Source organism: Bengtsoniella intestinalis, from assembly GCF_039719005.1.
Taxonomy (GTDB): Bacteria; Bacillota; Clostridia; order Oscillospirales; family Oscillospiraceae; genus Oscillibacter; species Oscillibacter intestinalis.
This window is the reverse complement of the sequence record NZ_CP133584.1, coordinates 3632217-3649130: the sequence shown is the minus strand read 5'-3', so window position 1 is coordinate 3649130 and position 16914 is coordinate 3632217. Positions and strand designations below refer to the sequence as shown.

The 16914-nt window shown below is 49.7% G+C and carries 17 protein-coding genes and 1 pseudogene; 11 read left to right on the top strand and 7 right to left on the bottom strand.

What is annotated here, in order from left to right:
• Positions 1-155: 155 nt before the first annotated feature.
• Both RFF05_RS17360 and RFF05_RS17355 read left to right on the top strand, forming a co-directional pair.
• A complete protein-coding gene (locus RFF05_RS17360; RefSeq protein ID WP_409968261.1) occupies positions 156-320 on the top strand; it encodes a DUF6472 family protein in 165 nt (54 codons plus the stop codon).
• Between the two features lie 21 nt (positions 321-341).
• Positions 342-1556, top strand: a complete 1215-nt coding sequence (locus tag RFF05_RS17355) for an MFS transporter (protein WP_409968260.1) — start codon at positions 342-344, stop codon at positions 1554-1556.
• 45 nt (positions 1557-1601) lie between these two features.
• Here RFF05_RS17355 and RFF05_RS17350 read toward each other — a convergent pair whose 3' ends face one another.
• Positions 1602-2858, bottom strand: a complete 1257-nt coding sequence (locus tag RFF05_RS17350) for a cytochrome c biogenesis protein CcdA (RefSeq protein ID WP_409968259.1) — start codon at positions 2856-2858, stop codon at positions 1602-1604.
• A 241-nt stretch (positions 2859-3099) separates the two neighbouring features.
• Between RFF05_RS17350 and RFF05_RS17345 the strand changes: the two genes are divergently transcribed.
• From RFF05_RS17345 to RFF05_RS17310, 8 genes and pseudogenes are all read left to right on the top strand, one after another.
• On the top strand, positions 3100-3885 hold the full coding sequence (locus RFF05_RS17345; protein ID WP_409968258.1) for a cell wall hydrolase: 786 nt from the start codon (positions 3100-3102) through the stop codon (positions 3883-3885).
• Between the two features lie 64 nt (positions 3886-3949).
• A complete protein-coding gene (locus RFF05_RS17340) occupies positions 3950-4702 on the top strand; it encodes a TIGR04255 family protein (RefSeq protein WP_409968257.1) in 753 nt (250 codons plus the stop codon).
• A 10-nt stretch (positions 4703-4712) separates the two neighbouring features.
• Positions 4713-5060, top strand: coding sequence for an arsenate reductase family protein (locus tag RFF05_RS17335; RefSeq protein ID WP_409968256.1), 348 nt, complete (start codon positions 4713-4715; stop codon positions 5058-5060).
• 85 nt (positions 5061-5145) lie between these two features.
• The gene (locus RFF05_RS17330) at positions 5146-5661 is read left to right on the top strand and encodes a transcription repressor NadR (protein ID WP_409968255.1); all 516 of its coding nucleotides are present in this window, start codon (positions 5146-5148) and stop codon (positions 5659-5661) included.
• Positions 5662-5745: 84 nt separating this feature from the next.
• Positions 5746-6795, top strand: a complete 1050-nt coding sequence (locus tag RFF05_RS17325; protein WP_409968254.1) for a PTS transporter subunit IIC — start codon at positions 5746-5748, stop codon at positions 6793-6795.
• A gap of 219 nt (positions 6796-7014) precedes the next feature.
• Positions 7015-8528: pseudogene (locus RFF05_RS17320) on the top strand (ABC transporter ATP-binding protein).
• Complete coding sequence (locus tag RFF05_RS17315; protein ID WP_409968253.1) at positions 8525-9673, top strand: ABC transporter permease; 1149 nt, start codon at positions 8525-8527, stop codon at positions 9671-9673. The pseudogene RFF05_RS17320 and the gene RFF05_RS17315 overlap by 4 nt, the downstream one beginning before the upstream one ends.
• Positions 9674-10675, top strand: coding sequence for an ABC transporter permease (locus RFF05_RS17310; RefSeq protein WP_409968252.1), 1002 nt, complete (start codon positions 9674-9676; stop codon positions 10673-10675). It abuts the gene before it with no gap.
• Positions 10676-10721: 46 nt separating this feature from the next.
• Here RFF05_RS17310 and RFF05_RS17305 read toward each other — a convergent pair whose 3' ends face one another.
• Positions 10722-11633 (bottom strand): YitT family protein, encoded by a 912-nt coding sequence (locus RFF05_RS17305; RefSeq protein WP_409968251.1) that lies wholly within the window; start codon positions 11631-11633, stop codon positions 10722-10724.
• Positions 11634-11835: 202 nt separating this feature from the next.
• Between RFF05_RS17305 and RFF05_RS17300 the strand changes: the two genes are divergently transcribed.
• Positions 11836-13116, top strand: coding sequence for an aminotransferase class I/II-fold pyridoxal phosphate-dependent enzyme (locus tag RFF05_RS17300; protein WP_409968250.1), 1281 nt, complete (start codon positions 11836-11838; stop codon positions 13114-13116).
• Between the two features lie 136 nt (positions 13117-13252).
• Here the strand turns inward: RFF05_RS17300 and tnpA are convergent, their stop codons facing one another.
• From tnpA to tsaD, 5 genes are all read right to left on the bottom strand, one after another.
• A complete protein-coding gene (gene tnpA / locus RFF05_RS17295) occupies positions 13253-13723 on the bottom strand; it encodes an IS200/IS605 family transposase (RefSeq protein ID WP_409970139.1) in 471 nt (156 codons plus the stop codon).
• Between the two features lie 170 nt (positions 13724-13893).
• Positions 13894-15069, bottom strand: a complete 1176-nt coding sequence (locus RFF05_RS17290) for a DEAD/DEAH box helicase (protein WP_409968249.1) — start codon at positions 15067-15069, stop codon at positions 13894-13896.
• Between the two features lie 202 nt (positions 15070-15271).
• Positions 15272-15505 (bottom strand): hypothetical protein, encoded by a 234-nt coding sequence (locus RFF05_RS17285; protein WP_409968248.1) that lies wholly within the window; start codon positions 15503-15505, stop codon positions 15272-15274.
• A gap of 58 nt (positions 15506-15563) precedes the next feature.
• On the bottom strand, positions 15564-15899 hold the full coding sequence (locus RFF05_RS17280; RefSeq protein WP_409968247.1) for a DUF1904 family protein: 336 nt from the start codon (positions 15897-15899) through the stop codon (positions 15564-15566).
• Positions 15892-16911, bottom strand: a complete 1020-nt coding sequence (gene tsaD / locus RFF05_RS17275; RefSeq protein ID WP_409968246.1) for a tRNA (adenosine(37)-N6)-threonylcarbamoyltransferase complex transferase subunit TsaD — start codon at positions 16909-16911, stop codon at positions 15892-15894. The genes RFF05_RS17280 and tsaD overlap by 8 nt, the downstream gene beginning before the upstream one ends.
• Positions 16912-16914: the final 3 nt, after the last annotated feature.

The following is a 16914-nucleotide window of genomic DNA, read 5'->3' as shown; positions in this document are numbered from 1 at the left end:
AATGGTATAAAGTAATAAATCTATTTTACTGGTTTTTCCTGCATTCGTCAATGATGATATTCCACAAATACACCATATTACTGCCGAATTACCTTGCTTTTTCTCCCAATTAGAGATAGAATGGTAGAGCTATCAACCATTTTTAGGAGGACACCATGGACCTTTGTGACGACTGCCAACATTTAATATACGATGAAGAGCTAGATGCCGACATCTGCAACATGGATTTAGACGAAGACGAATACTATCGCCTTGTCCACAACAAGCAATGTCCCTTTTATCGTCGTGGCGACGACTATACACTGGCGCGCCACCAATAAACAAGCAATTGAGGTAACCATATGCCATCCCACTGGAAAGCTAATATTCTCACCATTTGGCTGGGACAATCCTTCTCGTTTCTCACCAGCTCGGTGCTACAAATGGCCATCATTTGGCACATCACCCAAGAGACAGGCTCGGCGGTGATGATTACCTACGCCACCCTTTGCGGCTTTATGCCACAAACCATTTTAGGCCCCTTTACTGGCGTATTCATTGACCGCCTGCCTAAAAAAATAGTAATCATCCTCTCTGACGGTGCCATCGCCTTGGCCAGTTTGGCTTTGGGCTTGGTGGCGCTATACGGCAACCTCCCCATTTGGCTCATTTATATGGTGTTGTTCATCCGCTCGGTGGGCACTGCCTTTCACGACCCAGCCACCCAAGCCTTAACGCCGTTGATTGTCCCCAAGGAACACCTCACCCAATATTCTGGCTATTACCAAGCCTTCGATTCCATCTGCCTTGTGGTCAGCCCAGCGCTGGCGATTATTCTATATGAATACTGCTCGTTCCACGTGATTGCCTTTTTCGATGTAGCTGGTGCACTATGCGCCTCCCTACTGCTTTTGATTGTCCCTCTGCACGAAGCATTGCCTGCTAAAGAGACCTTGCCCAAGTTAGACTTCATCAAAGAGACGAAAGAGGGCTTCCGCGTTGTCCGTTCCTATGAAGGCATGGTGGCGCTGATGGTGTTAGGGGCGGTGTACTCCCTGTTTTACTCTCCCATCGGCAGTCTTTATCCCCTGATGACCATGCAGTATTTTAACGGCTCCACCGCCCAGTCAGGATTGGTGGAAATGGTGTTTTCTCTGGGGTCGTTACTGGGTGCATTGCTGTTGGGGCGACTGGGCAGTAAACTGTCCAAGCACAAGGGGCTATTCTGTTCCATTTTCTTCTATGGGCTCACCATTGCCCTATCAGGCTTTTTGCCCAACACGCTGTTTCTGGTCTTTGTGGCCACATCTTTTCTCACTGGTATCACCACACCATTTTTCCACGGCATCGTCCGTGCCCTGTACCAATTGACCATCCCCCAAGAATATTTGGGACGCGCCTTTTCCTTACTGCTAAGCGTGCGGCGCATTGGCTTCCCTGTGGGGCTTTTAATCGGCGGACAGCTGGCAGATGCACTGGGCATCCAAGTGCTCTACCAAGGCTCTGGTATTCTTTGCATTTTATTGGCCTTGACCGCCTATCACTGGCCCAGCCTACGGGTGGGCTGTAATAAATAAAGAAAAACACGGTGCAACCTCATTGGGTTGTACCGTGTTTTTTATTTATCCTGCTTGGGTTTGGGCAATGATACTTTCCATAATCTCGTAGGTAATGGCTCCAGAGAGATACCCAAACACATTGCCGTCCACATCAATCATAAATGTAGTGGGGAATGCCGATATGCCATAGCTATAGAGCAGCGACCCACTGGTATCCATCAAGGCAGGATAGGTGTAGCCTCCCTCTGCCATAAAGTCAATCACCTCTTGGGTGGTGCCTTCTTGGGTGTAGTTGTTGCTATCTGTGGGGAAGCAAACCCCTAAAATAATCACATCCCCCGTGTTTTCTCCATAGGCTTCATACAAAGCCTGAATGTCAGGCATTTCACTGCGACAAGGGGAACACCAAGTAGCCCAGAAGTTGAGGAACACCACCTTACCCTTATAGTCTGACAGGGTGTGGCTGTCGCCAAACTGGTCAACCAAGGTAAAATCGATAGATGCAACGGTGGTGGGCTCCTCGGCAGGTGTCTCCGCTTCCACCGCGGTCTGCGTTGATTGTTCCCCAGTTTCTTCTACTGGTTCTTCTACCTCTGTGGAAACCACAGAGAGATAGCTGGTGACTTGGTTCATGGTGCCTGTGAACATCATCAACCCCATGGCAATCATCACCACAGCCCCGATTTTCACCGTATACGTCACCAGATTTTGATGCCGTTTCAGCAAGGCCAAGGCTTGGGTGGTGAACAGTCCCACCAGCAAAAATGGCAGAGTAAACCCTATGGTGTACACACCCATAAGCATCATACCCAGTAGAGAACTATTGGCGCTAGAGACCATAATCAGCACCGTAGACAGGGCTGGTCCCACACAAGGCGTCCATGCAAAACTAAAGGTAAACCCCATCAAAAGGGCCGTGACAGGGTTCATTTTCAGCACATTTAATTGGACAGGTAGCTTCCATTCACGACCGCCAAAGGGTTTGTCAAATACCCCCAGTTGCATCAACCCCAACAGCACCACAACAATACCCCCCACACGGGAAAATATCATTTGATTTTGGGTGAAAAATTGCCCCAGCGCCGACACACCGATGCCCAGCAGCGCAAAAGCAAAGCTGACACCAATAATGAAAAACACCGTATTCACCAAAATCATTTTGCGATTATATTGAGGCTGTCCATCCTCATACGTAACACCACCAGACAGATAGCCCATGTACAGCGGTATAATGGGCAACACACAAGGGGAGAAAAAGCTAAAAATCCCCTGCAAAAACACAGTGAGGGCAGGTATGGACACGTTTAAATCAAATCCCATGGGTTCCTCCTATCGGCTTAGTGGGTTTAGTATGGCACAAATCAGGAAAAATAGCAAGGAGTAGCTTTTTCGTATATTAGATGGGGCAAGCCTCCGCCCTACGATGGTATTTCTTTGTAGGGCAGGGGCTTGCCCCCCATTCACTTTTACCAACCCTTCCCTCCCCTTCCAGCCTTTGTGGGTTGTAACCACAACTTCCTTCCTGTATCCTTATTTATATACATAGAAAGGAAGTTTTCCCATGAAAAAACAAATTTTTGCTGTGGCCACCGCCGCCGCTTTGACTGTCTCTGCCCATGCCAGCCGCTCTGTCAATCTCCAAATTGACGGCACCACCCAACCGTATCAAGGAACCCTCACCGACGGTGTTACCTATTACCCCATGGAACCATTGCTCTGCGCCCTCGGGGATTGGACGGTGACTTGGGATGCGCCCACTGCCACTGCCATGGCCACTGACGGCACCAACGCCCTCATCGCCAATCCCACCGCCAACACCATCACCTACAACCAGCAAACCTATCCTGCCACGGTATACATCCAAGACGGCACCACTTATATTCCTGTGCGTTTGGTGCTGAACCTCCAAGGCGGCTCTGCCCAATGGGATGGGTATTACGGTGGCGTAGCCATCACGTCCCCCACTGCCAGCTACAACGCTATGGATTATTATTGGCTCAGCCGTGTCATCAGCGCCGAAAGCCAAGGCGAGCAGTACGACGGACAAATCGCCGTGGGGCAGGTGGTGGTGAACCGTGTTCTCTCTGACACCTTCCCTCATTCCATTGCCGATGTCATCTTCGACACCAACTATGGCACCCAATTTGAACCCACCGCCAACGCCACCATTTACCTTGACCCAACCGCTTCCGCCCAAGCTGCCGCCCACGAAGTTCTGACCTCCGGAGGCAGTGTGCTGGGTGATGATGTGCAGTATTTTTACGCGCCAACATTGTCTCAAGGGACGTGGATTCGAGCCAATCGGGTCTACTACACCTCCATCGGTTGCCATGATTTTTATTTGTAACCGTTGACTTTTCCAGCCTAAACAGCTAAAATAAAGGTATCCATCAAAAAGGAGACTTCTATTTATGTCTTATTCTAACAACGGCGAATCCCACTATATCCTACCCCCTGTCCACGAGGTAGTGTGTCAAGTGCGTTTCCCTGCTATTTTATCCATCAACACCACCGACCCTGCTGATTTTCAAGAGCAGATTCGAGACATCTTCCCCAAATACAGCACCCGACAAGAAAAATCCCCCCAACCCAACGTCCCACCTGTGACCAACCACACCTTCATTTCTGCCGACAATCGTTGGAAACTGAATTTAACCAAAGAGTTTTTATCTCTGTCCACTCTGCAATATTCCTCTTGGAGTGAATTTGCTGCCCAACTCGACCGTCCTTTGGCCGAGTTCATCCGCATTTATAAACCTGCCAACTTTAGCCGCGTGGGTCTGCGATATATGAATTTAGTCAACCGCGAAAAGCTGGGCTTAGAGAATTGTAGCTGGGACGAATTGATTGCCCCTGCCTATCTGGGGCCTATGGCAGAAGGAAGCTTCAACCCTGAAGATGTACTGTCCATCAACACCAATTTCAGCCTAAAGCTCTCTACCTCTGCCCGTGCCAATGTGAAATCTGGCACCATTCAACTCCAACAAAAAACCCCTGAAGGCATTAAAAAAAGCAAACCCATGTTCCTGTTTGACATGGATTTGTTCATGGCAGGCGAAACCCCTTGCACCTTGTGCGCCCCAGCTTTGCAAACTTTGCACGGCCATGCCTTGCCCCTGTTTGAGGATTTCTTAACCGACACCTTGCGCAACGCTATGAATTGAGGTATTTGCTATGTTATATGTATGCTATCCCAAATGCACCACCTGCAAAAAAGCACAAGCTTTTTTAGACGCCCAAGGTGCCAGCTACGATTTGCGTGACATCAAACTAGACAACCCCAGTGAAAGCGAATTGCGCACTTGGCACGCCAAAAGCGGCTTGCCTTTGAAAAAATTCTTCAACACCAGTGGTCTCATCTACCGTGGGATGGAATTATCCAAAAAACTGCCCACCATGAGCGAGGATGAACAATTCGCCCTCCTTGCCACCGATGGTATGCTGGTCAAGCGTCCCATTTTGGTGACAGATACCACCGTGCTGGTAGGGTTTTCCCAAGCACAGTGGGAAGAAACCATTTAAGCATCGCACCCCTCACGGGCGACCACAGGTCGCCCCTACCGTTAGTGTGTGTAGGGGCGACCTGTGGTCGCCCGTTTGCCATATCATGTTCCAAAGGAGAGCCACCATGCGCCGTGATACAATTTTAACCTTATTGGCACAAGCCACCGCCCCACTGTCTGCGTCTAATTTGGCAAGCCAGCTAGGGGTCAGTCGCCAAGTGATTGTGGGGGATATTGCCTTGCTCCGTGCCGCTGGACACACCATCACCCCCACTCCAAAAGGCTATCTTTTATCCCAAGCCTCTTGCCAGCACCGTTGCCAAATTGTCTGCCAACACACCCCAGAAGACACCGCCATAGAGCTAAACATTTTAGTTGACCACGGGTGCACCGTGGAAGATGTAACCGTGGAGCACCCTGTCTATGGACAATTGACTGGCCAGCTCCAACTGCAAAACCGCTACGATGTTTCCCAATTCCTTGCACAAAGCGCAGGGGTGCCACCTTTGGCTGTTTTAACCCAAGGTATTCACCTCCACACCATCTCTGCCCCAGATGCAGATGCCCTAGCGCGTGCCAAGGCAGAACTACAAAACGCTGGCTTTCTTTATGAAAATTGACCATTGACAGAATCGAATACTATGTTATTATGTATAGGCAGGTGTCATGACACCTGCCTATACTGTATTTTTAGGAGACCCATTATGAAAGCCTTTTTAGCACGCAAGAACATTGTCTTTTCCGCCAAACGTTATGGTATCGACGCACTGGGCGCCATGGCACAGGGGCTGTTTTGCTCCCTCCTCATCGGCACCATCATCAAAACCTTAGGCCAACAACTCTCCATCGAAACCCTCGTTAGCATTGGCACCTTTGCTACCGTCATGTCTGGCCCTGCCATGGCCATCGCCATTGGCTATGCCTTGCAATGTGACCCTATGGTCCTGTTTTCTCTTGCCGCTGTGGGTCAAGCCGCCAACAGTTTGGGTGGCGCAGGTGGCCCTCTGGCTGTGCTGGTGATTGCCATCGTTGCCGCCGAATGCGGCAAAGCTGTGTCCAAGGAAACCAAAATCGATATTTTAGTCACCCCCGCCGTCACTATTATGGTGGGTGCCGCCCTATCCATACTCATTGCCCCAGCCATCGGCTCTGCCGCTTCTCAAGTGGGTATTTTAATTATGTGGGCAACAGAATTGCAACCTTTCTTCATGGGAATTTTGGTTTCTGTGGTGGTGGGCGTTGCGCTAACTCTGCCCATTTCCTCCGCCGCCATCTGTGCCGCTTTGGGTTTGGTAGGCTTGGCTGGCGGTGCCGCTGTGGCTGGCTGTTGCGCCCAAATGGTGGGCTTTGCCGTCATGAGTTTTAAAGAAAACGGCGTCAATGGGCTCATCTCCCAAGGGGTTGGCACTTCCATGCTCCAACTGCCCAACATCGTGAAAAACCCTCGCATCTGGATTGCCCCCACCCTCACCGCCGCCATCACTGGCCCCATCGCCACCTGTATCTTCGGGCTACAAATGAACGGCGAAGCTGTGTCTTCTGGCATGGGCACCTGCGGCTTTGTAGGTCAAATCGGGGTGTACACTGGCTGGCTCAACGACATCGCAAACGGTTCTAAAGCCTATATTTCCACTATGGATTGGATAGGTCTACTTCTAATTTGCTTTGTTCTACCTGCCATCATCTGCCCCATCATCAACAGCCTTTTGCGCCGTATTGGCTGGGTAAAAGATGGCGATCTGACCCTTTCTTAAGCTAAATAGGTAATATCTTCCATTTAAAAAAGTATTACCTTACAAATATTTATACATTTTTACCCAATTTTTTCGTTGAAAAAATCACAATTTCTATTTTACATTCGCTTCATATTATGTTACAATATTGTTAAGATACTAAGGTGGGGCTATGTTTTCCTTGTAGCCTCGTCAAAACAGAAAGGGTGACAGTATTTGGAAGTGAAAAACGCAGTTAGTATGCGCCGCATTACCAAGACCTTTGGCCCCGTTGTTGCAAACCACAATGTGGATTTGGACATCCGAGAAGGGGAAATCCTCTCTCTATTGGGTGAAAACGGTAGCGGCAAAACCACGCTGATGAATATGCTATCTGGGATTTATTTTCCCGACCATGGTGAAATTTTCATCGGTGACAAAGAAGTCTCCATCCGTTCTCCTCGCCACGCGTTTGATTTAGGCGTGGGCATGATTCACCAGCACTTCAAGCTGGTCGATTTACTCACCACCACTGAAAATGTAGTTTTGGGCTTGAAAGAAGAAGGCAAGCTGGATTTAAAGGCCGCCGCTCAAAAAATCCGAGACATCTGCGATAAGTATGGCTTCGTGCTTGACCCTGACCAAAAGATTTTCGATATGTCTGTATCTCAAAAGCAGACAGTTGAAATCGTCAAAGTGCTCTACCGTGGTGCAAACGTTCTGATTTTGGACGAACCCACTGCCGTGCTCACCCCCAAGAAACCGACCGTCTGTTTGCCGTAATGCGTAATATGCGTGCTGATGGCAAGTCCATCATCATCATCACCCACAAACTCCACGAGGTTATGTCCATCTCCGACCGTGTGGCTGTTTTGCGTAAGGGCGAATACATCGGCACCGTCAACACCTGTGATACCAACCCCCAAAAGCTCACCGATATGATGGTGGGTCGCCCCGTGGTATTGAACATCGACCGTCCCACCCCAAAAGACGTGACCAAGCGATTGTCCATCAAAAACCTGAGCGTGAAAAATTCTGACGGCGTAGTGGCGCTGGATAACGCTTCTTTCGATGTGTTTGGCGGTGAAATTCTAGGCATTGCTGGTATTTCTGGCTGTGGCCAAAAAGAACTGCTAGAAGCCATTGCTGGCTTGCAGGTCATTGAAAGCGGTAGCTCCATTGAATATTATCCCGACGAAACCACCGCCACCCAATTGGTGGGCAAAAGCCCCTTGGAAATCAAGCAATCTGGCGTAGCGCTGTCCTTCGTGCCAGAAGACCGCTTGGGCATGGGCTTGGTGGGTGCCATGGGCATGACCGACAACATGATGCTCCGCAGCTACCGTAAAAACCCCACCCCCTTTGCAGACCGTAAATCCCCCAAATCCTTGGCTGAGTCTGTGATGGAGCAGCTAGAAGTGGTCACCCCCGGTATCTCCACCCCTGTGCGTCGCCTCTCTGGCGGTAATGTGCAAAAGGTGTTGGTAGGCCGTGAAATCGCCGCCAGTCCTAAAGTTTTGATGATGGCCTACGCCGTCCGTGGCTTGGACATCAACACCTCCTACACCATTTATGACCTTTTGAACCAAGAAAAACAAAAAGGCGTGGCTGTGGTGTATGTCGGCGAAGATTTGGACGTTTTGCTAGAATTCAGCGACCGCATTTTGGTGCTATGTAGTGGCAAGGTCAACGGCATTGTTGACGGCCCCTCCACCAGCAAAGAAGAAGTGGGTCTGTTGATGACCAATCTGAAAAAGGAGGGTGACGCACAATGAGCACACAACACACCGCCCCTAGCACCCCCCTCATTCGCATGGCAAAACGAGATGCCATTCCCCTGTGGAAGGCCGTTTCCATCCGCTTGATTGCCATTTTACTGGCACTGATTGTCAGTGGGTTATTTATTTACTCGGTCACCTCTTTGAACCCTGTGGCCGTATACGAAGCCATGTTTGACGGTGCCTTTGGCACCACCCGTCGTGGCTGGGTCACCATCCGTGACACCATGATGCTGCTCTGTATCTCCATAGGCTTAGCACCTGCTTTCAAAATGAAATTCTGGAACATCGGTGCTGAAGGTCAAATTCTCATCGGTGGCTGTGCCACTGCATATTGCATGATTAACTTTGGTGGTTCCCTGTCCACTCCAGTCCTGTTCGCTGTGATGGCCATTGCCAGCTTGCTGGGCGGTGCGCTCTGGGGCATCATCCCCGGCATCTTCAAAGCACGCTGGGGCACCAACGAAACCTTGTTCACCTTAATGATGAACTATGTGGGCATTCAAATCACCTCTTTCTGCGTGGCTATGTGGGAAAACCCCTATGGCTCTAACTCGGTGGGTGTCATCAACCAATCCACCCAATCTGGCTGGCTTCCTTCCATCTCAGCAGAATGGATTCGCAGCATCCCAGGGTTGAGCGAAACTTCTGATTTCACCTATGGTTGGAACGTCATCATCGTCATGGCCTTGACCATCGGCATGTTCATCTACCTGCGCTACTCCAAGCAAGGCTACGAAATCGCCGTGGTTGGTGAAAGCCAAAACACCGCTCGCTATGTGGGCATCAAGCTTTCCAAAGTGTACATCCGCACCATGGCACTCTCTGGTGCTATCTGCGGTTTGGCTGGGTTCATCGCCGTCTCTGGCGCCTCCCACACCATCTCCACCTCCACCGCTGGTGGCCGTGGGTTCACCGCCATCATCGTGTGTTGGATTGCTAAGTTTAACACCTTTGTGATGATTGCTATTTCCTTGTTGCTGGTGTTCCTTGAAAAGGGTGCCATCGAAATCGCTTCTCAATTCCGTTTGAACGACTATGCTTCTAGCGTCATCACTGGCATCATTTTGTTCTTCATCATCGGCTGTGAGTTCTTCATCAACTATAAGCTGATTTTCCGTTCTAACAAGGAGGTGGCTTAAATGAATTTTGCATCTATTCAATCTTTGGTACAAGCCGCCATCATGTTTGGCACCGTGATTTTATTCGGCGCTCTGGGCGAAATCCTCACCGAAAAATCTGGTAACTTGAACCTTGGTGTCCCCGGTATCATGTATTTGGGTGCCATCGCCGGTCTGGCCAGTGCCCTGTTCCTAGAGAAATATGTCACCGATCCCAGCCCTCTGCTTTGCATTGGCGTATCCTTGATTGCCGCTTTCTTAGCTGCAGCTTTGGGCGGTTTGATTTTCAGCTTTTTGACCATCACGCTACGGGCCAACCAAAACGTGACAGGTTTGACGCTGACCATCTTTGGCAGTGGCTTAGCCAACTTCTTTGGTGGCTCTCTGAACTCCTTCGCTGGTGGCGTGGGTCAAATTTCCGTGGCAACCACCTCTGCAGCCTATCGTACTTCCATCCCCACCTTGTCTACCATGACCATCAGCGGTTTCCCCATTGGGCAAATCTTATTCGGCTATGGGTTTATGACTTATCTGGCCATTATTCTTGCCTTTTTGTTGCGGTATTTCCTCAACAAAACCCGTACTGGTCTGTCTTTGCGTGCCGTGGGTGAAAACCCTGCCACCGCTGACGCCGCAGGTATCCATGTCACACGCTACAAATACCTTGCCACCTGCATTGGTGCTGGTATTTCTGGCATGGGTGGCCTGTATTACACCATGGACTATATCAAGGGCACTTGGGCCAGCGATGGCACCATTGAATCCTTGGGCTGGCTGGCTGTGGCGCTGGTTATCTTCGCCACTTGGAAGCCTGTGTCCACCATCTGGGGCGCTTATTTGTTCGGCTTCTTGACTTGGCTGTATTTCTATCTGCCAGGGCTCACCCGTAGCTCTCAAGAGCTGTTTAAAATGCTCCCCTACTTGGTCACCATCGCTGTGTTGATTGTCATCAGCACCCGTAAGCGCCGTGAAGACCAACCCCCAGCCCACTTGGGGCTCCCCTACTTCCGTGAAGAACGGTAACCATACCTGAAAAAAAGTCCTGCGGTCTATGACCGCAGGACTTTTTTCATTTGTTGATTGCTGTGTTATAATATCCTTTGCTTTCTTGGAAGCCGCCACCTTGCACCTCACTGGCTTGGGCGATGACCACAAAGGCTGTGGGGTCAACTTCTCGCACAATGGCCTTGAGCCTATACACTTCCTTGGGTCGAATGACCACCATCAACACCTGTTTGGCAGTTTTGCCGTACATCCCCTCCCCATTTTGATGGGTGACACCACGCTTCATTTGCGCCATAATAGTCTGGGCAATTTCTTCATGGCGGTCATTGGTGATGATAAAACACAGCTTCGCCAAATCAAATCCAGCTGTAAAACGGTCGGTGAGCAAACCACAGGTATACACCGCAATGGCAGCATACAACCCGTATTCCAACTCCCCAAAGACACAGATGGCAAACACCACGCTGAACCCATCCACCAAAATAAACAATTTCCCCAAAGACATAGTGGGAAACTTGGTCAATAGCAACCGCGCCAACAAGTCTGTACCTCCAGCCGAAGTGTCTGCTTTCAAAATAAACACCGCGCCTACCGCATACAACGCACCGCCTAAAATCGAAGCCATCAACGGGTCACTGGTGGCTGGCTCCAAGGTGGACAAACCGTCCACCATCACCATGTACACCAGTGCCGATAAAAAGCAAGCCCCTGTATAGCGCCACCCCTTCACCTTCAGCGACCAAACCAGCAGTGGTAAGGTCATCAAAAGTGCCATGACACCCACTTGAAATGGCAAAAACGAGCAAAGCACAGTGGCAATTCCTGCAAAACCACCAGCGGCAATTTGATGGGGCAAGAAAAACAAATCCAGCGCCAACGCATACATAAAATTCGCCCCTAAAAAATACCCTACTCGTATAAAAAACCCTTTGACATCCTGTGGATTTTTCAAAATTGATTGTTTGATTGTATTCATAATATACCTCATCTGGTTGTAACGATATGTAGGCCACAAAGAATTGCAGACCAAATCCAATAGTAGTATACAGCAACATTTGCGAAAAAGATACTGTTTTTTTCAAGATTCAATCAAAATATTTATGCCTCATACTTGCCTTCTTACGCCAACCGTGATACACTAGGTCTGTTGTAAAATCTTATAGGAAAGAAGGCATCTCATGGACTGCTCTGCACAATATCAGGCATTAGGGATTTCCCCAGCTGTCTATCAATTGGGAGAGGACATTCTCTCTCATCTCAAACCACGCTTTGAAGCCATTGACCAAGTGGCTGAATATAACCAAAACAAGGTACTGTTTGCCATGCAAAAGAACCGCCTCAACGCCACCCATTTCGCTGGTTCCTCTGGCTATGGCTATAACGATGAAGGCCGTGATAACTTAGAACGGGTCTACGCCGATGTGTTCCATACCGAGGCCGCTTTGGTGCGTCCCCAAATCACCTGCGGCACCCATGCGTTGACCGTGGCACTCAGCGCCAATCTCCTCCCTGGCGACGAATTGCTATCCCCTGTGGGTGCCCCATACGACACCTTGCAAGAGGTCATCGGCATCCGTCCCAGCCCCTGTTCCTTGGCAGAATACGGCGTTAGCTATCGCCAAGCGGAATTAAAAGCCGACGGCACCTTTGACTATGACGCCATTGCTGCCGCCATCAACGAAAAAACCAAGCTGATTACCATTCAACGCTCCAAGGGCTATGTGGCACGCCCGTCCTATAGCGTGAAAGAAATTGGGGAATTGATTGCCTTTTGCAAGGCGAAAAAGCCAGATGTGATCTGTATGGTAGACAACTGCTATGGCGAATTTGTAGACACCATCGAACCCTCCGATTTGGGCGCTGACATGGTGGTGGGGAGTCTGATTAAAAACCCCGGTGGCGGTCTGGCGCCTGTGGGCGGTTACATCTGTGGCACCAAAACCTGCGTGGATCGCTGTGGCTATCGCTTGAGCGCCCCTGGTTTGGGACAAGAAGTGGGTGCCAATATGGGTCTGTTGACCTCATTGTACCAAGGATTTTTCTTGGCTCCCACTGTTGTCTCTGGTGCCATCAAAGGGGCTATTTTCGCCGCAAACTTATACGAAAAATTAGGGTTCGCTGTGGTGCCCAACAGCACGGAGCAACGCAACGACATCATCCAAGCCGTCACCTTAGGCACACCCGAAGGGGTGTTGGCTTTCTGTAAAGGCATCCAAGCCGCCGCACCCGTGGATAGCTATGTGACCCCAGAAGCTTGGGATATGCCCGGCTACGACGACCCCGTGGTCATGGCAGCAGGCGCCTTCGTCCAAGGTAGCTCCATCGAGCTGTCTGCTGATGGCCCCATCCGCGCCCCTTACACTGTGTTTTTCCAAGGTGGCTTGACTTGGTATCACGCCAAATTCGGCATCCTCCAATCTCTGCAAAAGCTAGTAGATGCTGGCATTGTAACCCTGTAAAAGTAGTCAAAACCACCAGCTGAGCTGGTGGCTTGGGATAGCCCTAGAAGGGCATGGTACTGACACACCCCTAAAGGGGTCCCGAATGGTCTGCCACGTGCATTACTGTTTCGGGCTACCCCTAAAGGGGTTTTTCTTATGCCTTGGTATTCTTGCTACCCGTGAACGGGTCTGTATACTCTTTCAGGCTCATTTGGTCTGCCATTTCATCTTCTTGCAGTTGCTTCTTTATGTACTCTTGTATTTGCTTTTTATTTCGCCCCACCGTGTCCACGTAATAGCCTCTCGCCCAAAAATGTCGGTTCCCATATTTGTACTTTAAATTTGCGTGCCTGTCAAATATCATTAAGCTACTTTTTCCCTTTAAAAAGCCCATTATTTGCGCTATACTGTATTTTGGCGGCACACTTATCAGCATGTGGATGTGGTCTGGGCAAGCTTCTGCTTCTATAATTTCTACCCCTTTTTGTTCGCATAATTTCCACAGTATAAAACCTATGTCTTGCTTTATTTCACCGTAAATTGCTTGTCGCCGATATTTGGGCGCAAATACGATGTGGTATTGACAACGCCACTTAGTATGCGTTAGACTGTTAATGTCTTTCATGTGAAGACCTCCTCGATATTGTAAGTTAGGTTGGCAGACCTTGACTTTACTATATCGGGGAGCTTTTATTTTGTCCATAGCTATAAGCTTTTTATCCACTGGCAGAGCCAGTGGTTGTTGTATGAAAATCAAAACCACCATTGTACGCTGTACAATGGTGGTTTTTCTACTTATTTCTTCAGGTTTTTCCGCAATTCACGGCTGTCACCAGCCAGTAATTCTCCACGGATTAAAGCACGTTCCTCCAGCTCAATGCCAAAGCGACTTTTGTACTTCCCAAGGAAGGTCAATTCCTGCGCCGTGGGTAACACCAGCGAAATCCCATGGGTGCCATTGCGGCCAGTGCGTCCTGCGCGGTGGAGGTAATCAGTGGGGTCTTCCGCCACATTCACATGGAAAATATAGTCCACACCTTCCACGTGTAGCCCACGAGCCGCCAAGTCAGTGGCCACCAGATAGGGCAATTTTCCAGACTGAAAATTTGCCAAGCGATGCTTGCGCTCCTCCTTGGTGGTTTCACTATGAATGGCGGCGCAGTTGATGCCACGGCGGTTCATTTCTTCCACAGCCGCATCAATTTCCGTCAACTCATTGATGAAAATCAATGCCTTTTCAGGGTGCAATTTCCCAATCAAACGGCATACTGTTTTCACCTTATCCTTGGTTTGGGTCACCATGAAAACATGGTCGATATTGGCAGGAATTTCGTCCTTTTCATCTGGTTGCGCCACCACAGCTTCTGGTGCCAACCCCTTTAAATACTCCATGGCCTTGGGGCAATAAGTGGCAGAGGCGAACACCATTTGCGTGCGTTTCATCAAGGTTTTCCGCACAGATCTCACAAGGTCAATGCTTTGAGGGTCAAGAAGCTTGTCGGCCTCATCAATTACCAACACCTTCACCAGATGGGCAGGTAATTTTTTCTTTTCAATCAAGTTCAACATCCGCTCACCAGTGCCCACAAGTATCTGTGGCTTTTGGCGAAGCTTTTCAATTTGACCGTTGATATTCACATTGCCAAACAGCGGCACCGAAGCAATGTCCACATCGCTATTTTTCGACAACTCTTCCGCAGCATGGTGAATCTGCATGGCAAGCTCACGAGTGGGCACCAAAATCATGGCAAAGGCACCTTTTTCCACTGGTTCAACCGCCAGCATCCGTTGATATAACGGCAACAGATAGGCAAAAGTCTTCCCTGTGCCCGTTTGGGATTGGAGCATCACATCTTTTCCTTCCACGATTAAGGGGAACGATGCCGCTTGCACGGCAGTGGGTTCAATGATATTCTGCGCGGCAAGCCCAGCGATTAAGGACTGTTGCAGTCCTAATGTTTCAAAATCCATAGTCACTTCCTAATTCAATTTATAGTGTATTTTTTATCCCAATTATACTTAATGAGACCCAAACGCTCATACCTAATGTAGGGGCGGGGTTCCATCCCCACCCGTCGTCAGAAGATAGCGGTGTCGTGTCAAGCGGGAGGGGCCCCTCCCCTACGAACACCCCACAAGCCCTGTTATCTACTATTGGGATTATTTTTTAATTTCAGGTATATATCTTCACTTTTTTAACCACTTCTCCTGTACCACCCACCGCCATATTGCTGATGGCCTCCCCTGCATACCCAAGGCGCACACAATTTTTCTCTTTGCTCAAGGCCGTGATGGCAGGAAAATCAGGGGTCAGACTCGCTAAATGTTCCGCGCCATCCACACCCATCATGATATCCATCAAGCCCATGGATACCAGTTGCACAGGATACTCAGCTGCCAATTTCAACGGTTTAAAACATGATTTGAGCTGGGCTTCCTCCACTGCCTTTCTCCATCAAACAGACTTAATAATGCTGTCCATTTTCGTAATAATTCGGCTTCTCCAAGGAACTAAACACCACCGTCACCGTCTCCACACCGTCCATGCCGTCCATGGCTTTGATGCCATCGGTGATGACTTGCGCCACAGCGTCTTGCACCGTTTCTTCACGACTAAACCAATCCACTTGCACATATACATCGGTTTTCAAAGGTTGACCACAGCTAAAAATCCCACCGCCAGCAAAAAAGCTGATCCAGTCAGCTGGGCAACCAATGGCGGCACTCAAGGTTGGGGTCAGCACCCCAGACATGGCTTGCACTTGTGCTGGCTCCACGCCGTATACTTTAATATTAGGCATTTTCTGTTCCTCCTACATCCATGGTGGCAAAGCCGTTGAGGGTCATATCCGCCACATTGCCAGCCAGATACTCATAAAATCCTTGGGCACCAATCATAGCACCATGGTCACCACAAGATTTCAAGGGCGGCAAATACAAGGTATATCCTGCTTTTTCGCAACTTTTTTCTAAATCTCCACGAATGATGGCATTGGCGGCAACCCCACCAGCTGCCACGATGACCGTCCGTCCTGTTTTCCGTGCTGCCTCCATGGCACGAGGCACCAACTCATTGCTGATTGCTTGGGTGAAATCACGGGCCAGCGCAGGCTCATCCAACGCCGCACCCGATTGTTTTGCATTGTGTGCAAGATTGACCACTGAAGTTTTCAACCCCGAAAAACTAAAGTCCAAGGGGCAATCCGTCACCTTGGCATGGGGGAATTTATACACCCCGCCCTCACTTTTTAGTGCCAAATCTTCCATAGGTTTTCCGCCAGGGTAAGGCAAGCCCAACACACGGGCAGCCTTGTCGAAGCACTCCCCTGCCGCATCGTCACGGGTGGCACCTAGCACCGTCAAATCGGTGTAATCGGCAACGTCAATGAGCATGGTGTTACCGCCAGAGATGGCCAATGCCAAAAAAGGTGGCTTCAGCTCTGGGAAGGCGATGTAATTGGCGGCCACATGACCACGGATATGGTGAACAGGAATCAATGGCACCCCCAACCCATATGCCATAGACTTGGCAAAGCTGACCGCCACCAAAACGGCACCAATGAGCCCCGGCGCATAGGCCACCGCCACAGCGTCAATGTCGGCTCGGGTGCAATTTGCCTCTTGCAAGGCTTGCTCCGTCAACTGAGAAATCACTTCCACATGGTGCCGTGAGGCAATTTCAGGCACCACGCCACCGTACAACGCGTGCATTTGGGCTTGGGAAGCGATGATGTCGGACAGCACCGTCCGACCATCTTCCACCACAGAAACAGCGGTTTCGTCACAGGTGGATTCAAAAGCTAAAATCTTCATCGT

Excerpts from the sequence above, each read along its gene's own strand:
- RFF05_RS17360 (WP_409968261.1), top strand. The coding sequence starts at position 156 with ATGGACCTTTGTGACGACTGCCAACATTTAATATACGATGAAGAGCTA.
- RFF05_RS17355 (WP_409968260.1), top strand. The coding sequence starts at position 342 with ATGCCATCCCACTGGAAAGCTAATATTCTCACCATTTGGCTGGGACAA.
- RFF05_RS17350 (WP_409968259.1), bottom strand. The coding sequence starts at position 2,858 with ATGGGATTTGATTTAAACGTGTCCATACCTGCCCTCACTGTGTTTTTG.
- RFF05_RS17345 (WP_409968258.1), top strand. The coding sequence starts at position 3,100 with ATGAAAAAACAAATTTTTGCTGTGGCCACCGCCGCCGCTTTGACTGTC.
- RFF05_RS17340 (WP_409968257.1), top strand. The coding sequence starts at position 3,950 with ATGTCTTATTCTAACAACGGCGAATCCCACTATATCCTACCCCCTGTC.
- RFF05_RS17335 (WP_409968256.1), top strand. The coding sequence starts at position 4,713 with ATGTTATATGTATGCTATCCCAAATGCACCACCTGCAAAAAAGCACAA.
- RFF05_RS17330 (WP_409968255.1), top strand. The coding sequence starts at position 5,146 with ATGTTCCAAAGGAGAGCCACCATGCGCCGTGATACAATTTTAACCTTA.
- RFF05_RS17325 (WP_409968254.1), top strand. The coding sequence starts at position 5,746 with ATGAAAGCCTTTTTAGCACGCAAGAACATTGTCTTTTCCGCCAAACGT.
- RFF05_RS17315 (WP_409968253.1), top strand. The coding sequence starts at position 8,525 with ATGAGCACACAACACACCGCCCCTAGCACCCCCCTCATTCGCATGGCA.
- RFF05_RS17310 (WP_409968252.1), top strand. The coding sequence starts at position 9,674 with ATGAATTTTGCATCTATTCAATCTTTGGTACAAGCCGCCATCATGTTT.
- RFF05_RS17305 (WP_409968251.1), bottom strand. The coding sequence starts at position 11,633 with ATGAATACAATCAAACAATCAATTTTGAAAAATCCACAGGATGTCAAA.
- RFF05_RS17300 (WP_409968250.1), top strand. The coding sequence starts at position 11,836 with ATGGACTGCTCTGCACAATATCAGGCATTAGGGATTTCCCCAGCTGTC.
- tnpA (WP_409970139.1), bottom strand. The coding sequence starts at position 13,723 with ATGAAAGACATTAACAGTCTAACGCATACTAAGTGGCGTTGTCAATAC.
- RFF05_RS17290 (WP_409968249.1), bottom strand. The coding sequence starts at position 15,069 with ATGGATTTTGAAACATTAGGACTGCAACAGTCCTTAATCGCTGGGCTT.
- RFF05_RS17280 (WP_409968247.1), bottom strand. The coding sequence starts at position 15,899 with ATGCCTAATATTAAAGTATACGGCGTGGAGCCAGCACAAGTGCAAGCC.
- tsaD (WP_409968246.1), bottom strand. The coding sequence starts at position 16,911 with ATGAAGATTTTAGCTTTTGAATCCACCTGTGACGAAACCGCTGTTTCT.